Source organism: Microcystis sp. 0824 (assembly GCF_003112475.1).
GTDB classification, from domain to species: Bacteria; Cyanobacteriota; Cyanobacteriia; order Cyanobacteriales; family Microcystaceae; genus Microcystis; species Microcystis aeruginosa_C.
In genome coordinates, this window is sequence record NZ_BDSM01000013.1 from 74,867 (window position 1) to 82,915 (window position 8,049).

At 43.4% G+C, this 8,049-nt stretch carries 11 protein-coding genes and 1 pseudogene; 10 read left to right on the forward strand and 2 right to left on the reverse strand.

The window, feature by feature from the left end; genetic code table 11:
• Window positions 1-61: 61 nt before the first annotated feature.
• The 9 genes from N0824_RS05130 to N0824_RS05170 all read left to right on the forward strand — a co-directional run bounded on the left by N0824_RS05130 (window position 62) and on the right by N0824_RS05170 (window position 6,142).
• Window positions 62-793: a PEP-CTERM sorting domain-containing protein gene (locus tag N0824_RS05130; RefSeq protein ID WP_373456615.1), complete on the forward strand. Its 732-nt coding sequence runs from the start codon at window positions 62-64 to the stop codon at window positions 791-793.
• 169 nt (window positions 794-962) lie between these two features.
• On the forward strand, window positions 963-1,226 hold the full coding sequence (locus N0824_RS05135; RefSeq protein ID WP_108935967.1) for a DUF2442 domain-containing protein: 264 nt from the start codon (window positions 963-965) through the stop codon (window positions 1,224-1,226).
• A 236-nt stretch (window positions 1,227-1,462) separates the two neighbouring features.
• Complete coding sequence (locus tag N0824_RS05140) at window positions 1,463-1,753, forward strand: type II toxin-antitoxin system RelE/ParE family toxin (protein WP_072927249.1); 291 nt, start codon at window positions 1,463-1,465, stop codon at window positions 1,751-1,753.
• Between the two features lie 9 nt (window positions 1,754-1,762).
• Window positions 1,763-2,053, forward strand: a complete 291-nt coding sequence (locus N0824_RS05145; RefSeq protein ID WP_002757266.1) for an addiction module antidote protein — start codon at window positions 1,763-1,765, stop codon at window positions 2,051-2,053.
• Window positions 2,054-2,342: 289 nt separating this feature from the next.
• The gene (gene cobA, locus N0824_RS05150; RefSeq protein ID WP_108935968.1) at window positions 2,343-3,143 is read left to right on the forward strand and encodes a uroporphyrinogen-III C-methyltransferase; all 801 of its coding nucleotides are present in this window, start codon (window positions 2,343-2,345) and stop codon (window positions 3,141-3,143) included.
• Between the two features lie 10 nt (window positions 3,144-3,153).
• Window positions 3,154-3,573: a secondary thiamine-phosphate synthase enzyme YjbQ gene (locus tag N0824_RS05155; protein WP_008201139.1), complete on the forward strand. Its 420-nt coding sequence runs from the start codon at window positions 3,154-3,156 to the stop codon at window positions 3,571-3,573.
• A 132-nt stretch (window positions 3,574-3,705) separates the two neighbouring features.
• Window positions 3,706-4,200: a Photosystem I reaction center subunit III gene (locus N0824_RS05160; protein ID WP_108935969.1), complete on the forward strand. Its 495-nt coding sequence runs from the start codon at window positions 3,706-3,708 to the stop codon at window positions 4,198-4,200.
• A 45-nt stretch (window positions 4,201-4,245) separates the two neighbouring features.
• Window positions 4,246-4,374 carry a photosystem I reaction center subunit IX gene (gene psaJ / locus N0824_RS05165; RefSeq protein ID WP_002738148.1) on the forward strand — a complete coding sequence of 43 codons (129 nt, stop codon included), beginning with the start codon at window positions 4,246-4,248 and terminating at the stop codon, window positions 4,372-4,374.
• A 166-nt stretch (window positions 4,375-4,540) separates the two neighbouring features.
• Window positions 4,541-6,142: a peptide ligase PGM1-related protein gene (locus N0824_RS05170; RefSeq protein WP_108936056.1), complete on the forward strand. Its 1,602-nt coding sequence runs from the start codon at window positions 4,541-4,543 to the stop codon at window positions 6,140-6,142.
• 299 nt (window positions 6,143-6,441) lie between these two features.
• Here N0824_RS05170 and sipA read toward each other — a convergent pair whose 3' ends face one another.
• Complete coding sequence (gene sipA / locus N0824_RS05180) at window positions 6,442-6,654, reverse strand: regulatory protein SipA (RefSeq protein ID WP_108935970.1); 213 nt, start codon at window positions 6,652-6,654, stop codon at window positions 6,442-6,444.
• Window positions 6,655-7,022: 368 nt separating this feature from the next.
• Here sipA and N0824_RS05190 point away from each other — a divergent pair, with 368 nt between their 5' ends.
• A complete protein-coding gene (locus N0824_RS05190; protein WP_233256359.1) occupies window positions 7,023-7,748 on the forward strand; it encodes a hypothetical protein in 726 nt (241 codons plus the stop codon).
• Between the two features lie 54 nt (window positions 7,749-7,802).
• On the opposite strand, the pseudogene N0824_RS05195 reads toward N0824_RS05190, so the two are convergent.
• Window positions 7,803-8,049 (reverse strand): annotated as a pseudogene (locus tag N0824_RS05195) (tail length tape measure protein); the annotation flags it as partial.

Here is an 8,049-nt window from a genome sequence, read left to right on the forward strand (position 1 = left end):
GAAAGTTAATCTTTAATGTCATAAGCTCTTAGAAACCTTAGCTTAAGCAAAAATAATGAAAATGAACAGAGTTAAAAGTTCTCTATTGAAATCGGGTTTATGTGTTTTCAGTTTTTCCATATCACTTCTTTGTCAAAAAACTCCTGTACTGTCTGCTACAGTATCAAGTTCTAGTTCAACACTTCAATCTGTAGGTATTGTAAATGACTTTGATAAGATTTCTGTAATATTAGATGGTATTTTAAAACTTTGGGGTATTGTTGCACCTGTTGGAAGACCTTTACAGCCAGAAGATTTTACAACAATTAAATCAGCCAGGTTGTTGATTGCGTGTGTCAATGGAATCTGTGATAAGGATGAATCTCAAAGTAATAGTCTAGTAAGCATTAATAAACGAACAGTAGAAAAAACAGGACAAGTTAGTTCAATAGCATCAATTAGTGGTGCTTTAACCCAAACTAGCATTGGAAAGAATCCGGCTTGTGTCGGAGATACGTTTGTTGATGGTCTCAGTCCCATTAAGTGTGAAAAAAATGTTAAGGCCGTTGGTAAACCTGGAGAGGTATTTGTAAAAAATGTAACCGCATCTGCCTTTGGTCTTGTTTATGATGGCAGGGGTGGAAGACTGCTTATGGACGGAGCAGAATCCATGGACGAAGTTTATAGAGAAATCCCCGAACCCACCTCAACCCTAAGTCTTCTTTCCCTGGGAATACTTGGTGCAGGTGCAACCTTAAAACGCAAAGTAAAACGCTCTCATTCAACCGAAAAAGAACCCAATAACGTCGGTTAAATTGCTTTTTTTATATAACTGATTCCCCCTTAATTTTAGACCAGTTGAGGGGGATTTTTAGGCTCTTGCTTCTCCCTCTTGTATTTTTAACTGAATATTTGCTATAATAAACGAAGGGTAAGCATAAATCATCTTCAAGCGATAGAAACTATTATTGAGGAACGACAAAATGAACTTAGAAATGCTTGGACAAAACACTTCTCAAGCTGAAGTAACTCATATTTCTTCCCATGGAATATGGATTCTGGCAAACAATGAAGAAATGTTTCTTTCCTATCAAGATTTTCCCTGGTTTCAAGATGTCCCTATTAGAAAAATTTTAAATATACAAGAGCCTTTTCCTAATCATTTTTATTGGCCAGATTTAGATGTAGATTTAAGCAAAGAAATTATTAAAAATCCTGAGAGATTTCCTTTAAAAGTTAAAGCCTAGTTTTTATCCTTAATTAAGTGCGATGCCGAAGGCACTGCGTAGCAGCACGCTGATCTTGTAGGGTGCGTTCCCTAATGCAACTTCTACCGCTTCAGCGATCGATTTTTGGGGAACGCACCATGCAGATTTATTGAAGCTGTGAATGCGATCGCCGACTTGTAGGGTGCGTTACATTTCATGAACGCACCTTATTTTTATTGGTTGTCCTTCTGTATCCCATAGGATACACTTAAGGCATGATTGAAATTCGCCAGACCGAAACCTACTCTCAGTGGTTTAGCAATTTGCGGGATCGCCAAGCAAAAGCACGTATAGACATTCGTGTTCGTCGCCTGTCTATGGGCAATCCAGGCGATGTTAAACCAGTAGGAAAAGGTGTATCGGAACTGCGGATCGATTATGGCCAAGGCTATCGGGTGTATTTCATTCAGCGAGGCGAGACCTTGATCATCCTCTTGGCAGGAGGAGATAAGCAAACTCAAGAACGGGACATCAAAACAGCATTAAATTTAGCACAAGACTTATAGGAGATTTTCATGGCTACTATCCAAACCTATCCTTGGGATGCGGCAGAACATCTCGAAACAAAAGAAGATATAGCTGCATATCTTGAAGCAGCTCTTGAAGATGGCGATCCAAGCTTAGTGGTAGCAGCATTAGGTGATATTGCTCGATCTAAAGGGATGACACATATTGCCCGTGAAACAGGGTTGGGGCGTGAAAGTCTCTATAAAGCTTTGTCAATCGAAGGCAATCCAGAGTTTGCCACAGTTCTTAAGGTCTTACAATCACTTGGGTTACGCCTCCAAGTCGTACCAATTGCCTAACTTCACCGTTATACTGAATCGGTTTTTAATAGCATGATTAACTCCCAATCCCACTGGAAAAACCCGCTCCCTTTTCCCCACTTTCCACTCCCCCATACCTGTTAAACAAGATTTAGGATCAGAGCGATCGCTAGATTAAAGGTTAAGTAATGTTAAGATCATAATTCTTCATGAAGAAAGCGCACGATCGCCGAGTAACTGTAGTCAAAAATACCAAATTTTGCCCCAGTCACAATAAAGTAGGGATCAAGCGCATTCGATCGAAGCAAGAATTTTCTCCCCAGTATCTATGAATCAATCAGAAAGTTGCGGTAAGGTCTATCTCGTCGGTGCGGGTCCCGGGGATCCCAGTTTGTTGACCTTAAAAGCGAAAGTTCTCCTAGAAAATGCCGATGTTGTCCTCTATGATGCCCTAGTCAGCCCCTCGATTCTAGCCATGATTAACCACCGGGCCGAACAAATCCATGGGGGTAAGCGTCGCGGTCGTCATTCTCTGGTACAGGAGGAAATCACCGCTTTACTGATCGAGAAGGCCCAGACTAATGCTGTGGTTGTTCGTCTTAAAGGAGGGGATCCCTTTGTTTTCGGTCGCGGGGGTGAAGAAATGCTCGATCTGATTGCGGCCGGAATTAGCGTCGAGATCGTGCCGGGGATCACTTCAGGAATTGCTGTGCCTGCCTACGCTGGTATTCCCCTCACCCATCGCGATTATAGTTCCTCCGTTACCTTCGTCACCGGCCACGAGATGGCGGGTAAATATCGTCCTCAAGTTAACTGGTCAGCGATCGCCCATGGTGCGGAAACAATTGTCGTTTACATGGGTGTGCATAATTTACCCTATATTATCGGCGAGTTAACCAAGGCCGGCAGAAGCCCAGAAACACCGATCGCCCTGATTCGCTGGGGAACAACACCCCAACAACAGCAATTAATCGGTACTTTCAGCACAATTATGGACCTGATCGAAGCCACCGGCTTTGAATCCCCGGCGATCGCTGTTATCGGGGCAGTGGTGAACCTTCACGATCTCTTGCAAGCGGGACAACCTTTGCTCTCCAGGACAATCCCCCCCACCCCCATTTCTCCCTGATTCGGTTTCCATGCGTCAATATCAAAAATCCCTGACCATTACTACCAGTCCCAAGAATTTCCATCGTCTGACTGCTCCCATAGAAGCGATCGTGGCTGAATCGGGCATAACGACGGGATTGTGCAGTATATTTGTCTGTCATACCTCCGCTTCCTTGCTGATCCAAGAAAATGCCGATCCCGATGTTCTCACCGATTTGGCCAATTTCTTCGCCAAGTTAGTGCCGGAAGATAGCAGTCTCTACTATCACTCTACCGAAGGGCCAGACGATATGCCCGCTCACATTCGCTCGGTGCTAACCCGGACATCGGAACAAATCCCGATCGCTAGGGGTAAATTAGTTTTAGGCATCTGGCAAGGTATCTATCTCTGGGAACACCGTCAGAGTCGTCACCAAAGACAAGTGGTGGTTCATATCACGGGGGTCTGAAGCTTTGCGTATAGTTTTGTAATAGAAACTTTACTCGTACCCCTCATCGGAGTAAGATTTTTTCCGTGTACGATCAAATTGTTCGCTTTTTGAACAAAGAACTTCATATTTCGTAACAAAAGGAAACAATTTATGCGAAAATTGTTCGCTCTGGCCCTGGTGCTATCTCTCTGGTTCACCTTTGCCGCTCCAGCGTCGGCTGATTTGTCCAATCTGACCCCTTGTAGCGAAAATCCCGCTTTCCTACAAAAAGCGAAGAGTTTCCGCAACACCACTCCTGACCCCGAATCGGGAGCCAAACGCGCTCAAACCTACTCCCAAGCTCTCTGTGGACCGGAAGGCTATCCTCACTTAATTGTTGATGGTCGTTGGGACCACATGGGCGATTTCTTTATCCCTAGCATCCTATTCCTGTACATTACCGGTTGGATCGGTTGGGTTGGTCGGGCCTATTTAATCGCCGTGCGCGACAGCAAAGATGCCGCAATCAAGGAAATCATCATCGATGTTCCCCTCGCTTTGAGCAAAATGTTAACGGGTTTTCTCTGGCCGTTGGCGGCTTTACAAGAAGCCACTTCCGGTAAATTAACCGTTAAGGATTCGGAAATTACCGTTTCCCCTCGTTAATTTTTGTGTCAAACCCTTGACTTTTTATTCCCTAGGAGAACTCAGATGGAAGGACTTACTAAATTTCTCTCGTCCGCACCCGTGTTAATTATGGCGCTGCTGACTTTCACCGCCGGGATTTTAATCGAATTTAATCGCTTTTATCCCGATCTCTTATTCCACCCGCTAGGTTAAAGCCAATCTCAGGTGATTAAAGGGGATACAGAGTCCACTGTATCCCTTTTTAATGGCAATGATCGGAGGGATTGGGAGAATATTAAGAAAAGAAAGGCACTGGAGACCACAGGGCCTAAAAATCGATAAGATACAGGTGTCTGCAACCACAGAGGTGGGACAAACCATGCTGTTAGATAGAGATTTGATGCTGGAAAAGCGGCTGCGGTATCAAGAATTACAAGAAAAATTAAAAGATATTTGGCAGGGAGAAAGCGTTCCCGAATCCGATGAATGCGATTATGATATCCTCGTTGTCCCTTCTTTTAGTATCGATCAGAGAGTCGGTCAAAAAGTGGCGGGTTTTTTACATTACGAAGAAAGATTATTATTTTCTCTGATTCGGTTGCGACATCCGAAAACTCGTTTAATCTATGTAACAGCGCAGCCACTTTCGCGGATGGTGATTGATTATTACCTGCAATTGTTGCCTGGGATTCCTTTTTCCCATGCTAATAATCGTCTGTTATTACTGACAACTCATGATAACTCTTTTCAACCTTTAACCCAAAAAATTCTGGAAAGACCGCGCTTAGTAGCAAGAATTCGGCAAGCGTTGCGTCGAGATCGTGCCTACATGGTTTGTTTTAATTCTACTAATTTAGAGCGAGAATTGTCTTTACAGTTAGATATTCCTTTATTTGCCTGTAGTCCAGATTTATTGTATTGGGGTTCTAAAAGTGGCAGTCGCGAGATTTTTGGTCAAGGCAATATTCCCCATCCTGACGGTAGTTTACAGGTAAATACGGTCAAGGATTTGTTATATGAAGCCGCTAGTTTGTGGTCTCGTCAACCGCAATTAAAACGCATGGTAGTGAAGTTAAATGAGGGGTTATCGGGAGAAGGAAATGCAGTTTTAGATTTACGTCCTTTAGGGGTAATTGTTGATAGTAACAGTCTAGATTTAAGTGAGAGAATCAATCTCCTAGCTAAACAATTAGAGAAGATGAGTTTTCAAGCCAGGGATGAAACTTGGGAGAGTTTTTCCAGTAAAATTGCTGAATTAGGGGCAATTGTCGAAGCTTTTATTGAAGGAGAAGAAAAGCGATCGCCGAGTGTGCAGGGTTATATTACACCGACGGGAGAAGTGAATATTATTTCCACTCACGATCAAATTTTAGGCGGTCCCGATGGTCAAATTTATCTAGGTTGTCATTTTCCTGCCGATGAAAATTATCGCCTACAATTACAGGAATTAGGCCTAAAAATAGGGGAAATTCTGGCAGCCAAGGGGGCAATTGAACGCTATGGAGTTGATTTCGTTGCGGTGAAAAATACAGAAACTTTAGTCTGGGATTTACAGGCGATCGAAATTAATCTGCGAAAAGGAGGAACCACCCATCCTTTTATGACTTTGAAGCTTTTAACTAATGGTAAATACGATCAAGAAACTGGATTATTTTTCAGTCAACCTCACCAGGAAAAATACTATATTGCCTCCGATAATCTCCATAAACCCCAATACAAAGGTTTACTTCCCGATGATTTAATGGATATTATTGCTAAACATCGCCTGCATTTTGATAGTAGCAGTAAAACGGGAACAGTTTTTCATCTCATGGGTGCGCTGTCAGAATTTGGTAAATTAGGGTTAACTTGTATCGGCAATTCTAGTGAGGAAGCTGCGGCAATTTATCAGCGTGTGGAACAGGTGTTAGATTGGGAAACAGAGCATAGTTCCATAAATTTAGGTTATTATTATTCTGGATTACCGATCACTTGGATCTAACTAGACATTTACTGGCTGTAATTTTTTTGGCTCTACCGAACCTGTCATGCAAAACTATCAACAACTTATGCTTGTAAAGCTTGTACAATAAGGCTTTGAGTTTTTGTTAGATTGATATTTATCAACTTTAGAACATTGCTGGACAGAGAGGGAGCTTGGGGACTTTTCTACAGTGTAAGTTCGGAAGAACCATTTTTTTTTCAGAGATTTAATCATCCAAGCAGGCAGTTTCTGGCAGCCAATGACCGATAGTTTTACCTTGGTTAAAAGTTGTCTTGACTGCGATGCACTTAACTGGTTTAAATGGCTTCTAAATATTTGCTATCGATCAGAAATGAGCCTCGATCGAATTTTACCCCCCAATAACCCCCCGGCCGGCGATCGATCACCATGCCTATATCGTCGATATCGAGCAGATCCGGCGGCCGTAGCATAGGCATGGGATCGGCGGTTTTCAGGTAAGGGGGAATGGCAATCAGACGGACTTTTCCCCCGATGCTAATTTCACTCATGGTACTGGCTAGATGCGATCTTGACATAACATCCCAACTTAGCATATTTCAAATCATTCTCAAGATAGATTCCCCAAAGAATAGGCATTGTATAAGCTGTCGTCGTCCCCCTTTCCCCTTGGGGTGGGCTGTTGCTTGACCTAGCAGGGAGGGGATAATCGCTATTAGTACAATTAAAAAAACCAAAAATCTGAATCTCTGCTTGGGGAGATAAATGTAAAGATGTATTAAATTGTATATTTTAATACAGTTGTGGGGGGGGAAATGTGAGCATGGCTTCATAGTCCTCCTTTTGTCTTGGGTTGGGGTGTTGCCTGACCTAGCGGCGGGCGGATAATTGCACTACTAAGTCTGCTAGAGCAATAATCATGAAAATCACTCATCAACTCTTGTTCTCTTCCTGGCTCTTACTGGGTGTCACGGTAGCCCCATCCCAAGTATTGGCAGGACCATTTGTTCCTCAAGGACAGTTTGTCCAACCTGCACCTGGACCCGGTATTCCAGGGCCAAAAAATGTTCCGGGTAAAGAATATAGCGATCGCTTCGACAAAGACACTCAAGAACCACCAGTTTCAGATCCAGAACAGAATATTTACTGGGATGGCCATGGTGGTGGGCAAGATGCTTTCGATTATAGTGGCTCTCGCCCAGGTGATACCGATCCAGCTAGAGAAGCAGATGCCTTAGCTAATCATGGAGATGCCCTATTCTGGGATGTCATTGCTAATCGAGCTGCCCTACTATTCTCGACCGGTTCGACGACGCTATTACTCCCCGGTGATTCCCGTGCTGCTGTTTATAACGCAAGTTCTGCTTATAACCAGCTTGGAATACATGAGGCAAGCGTTCTTTATGAATCGATTGGCGGGGGGATTGACTTTTGGGCAAAGCCTCCGCAAATTGATCAAGCTGGAGTTAACGATCTCGATGGTTTGGAGGTGTGGGGTCCAGGCCCAGCAGATCCAACTCCTAATGATGCTGATATGTACTCTTTGTTGGACGATCCCACAATTAACGGTACGAGAACGTCAGTATGGTACTACAACCCCATTACCCAGATCAGCAACTCCTATATTACTGGACTTCCCCGTTGACAAAAAGCCATAACCTCTGCTGTAGGAGGGATTAAGAGAATTTCCAGCGCCCCGTTACTGGGTACAGATCAGGGAAACTCCCAATAAATCTAACGCTTTTTGTTGCAGTTGAGTCGGTCGAGTTATCTTAGAAAAACGATAACTTCCCTCCCTAATCGTACATTCCACTGTATTCAAGCAAATTGTCCCCAGGTCTTCCAACAAAGTCCGAAAACTATGCACAGGGAGGTTCTCTTGATTCCGTTTTTTTCTCTCTTTAGATTGAGCGGATTCACTCCGATTGGCTTTAATCACATTCAGA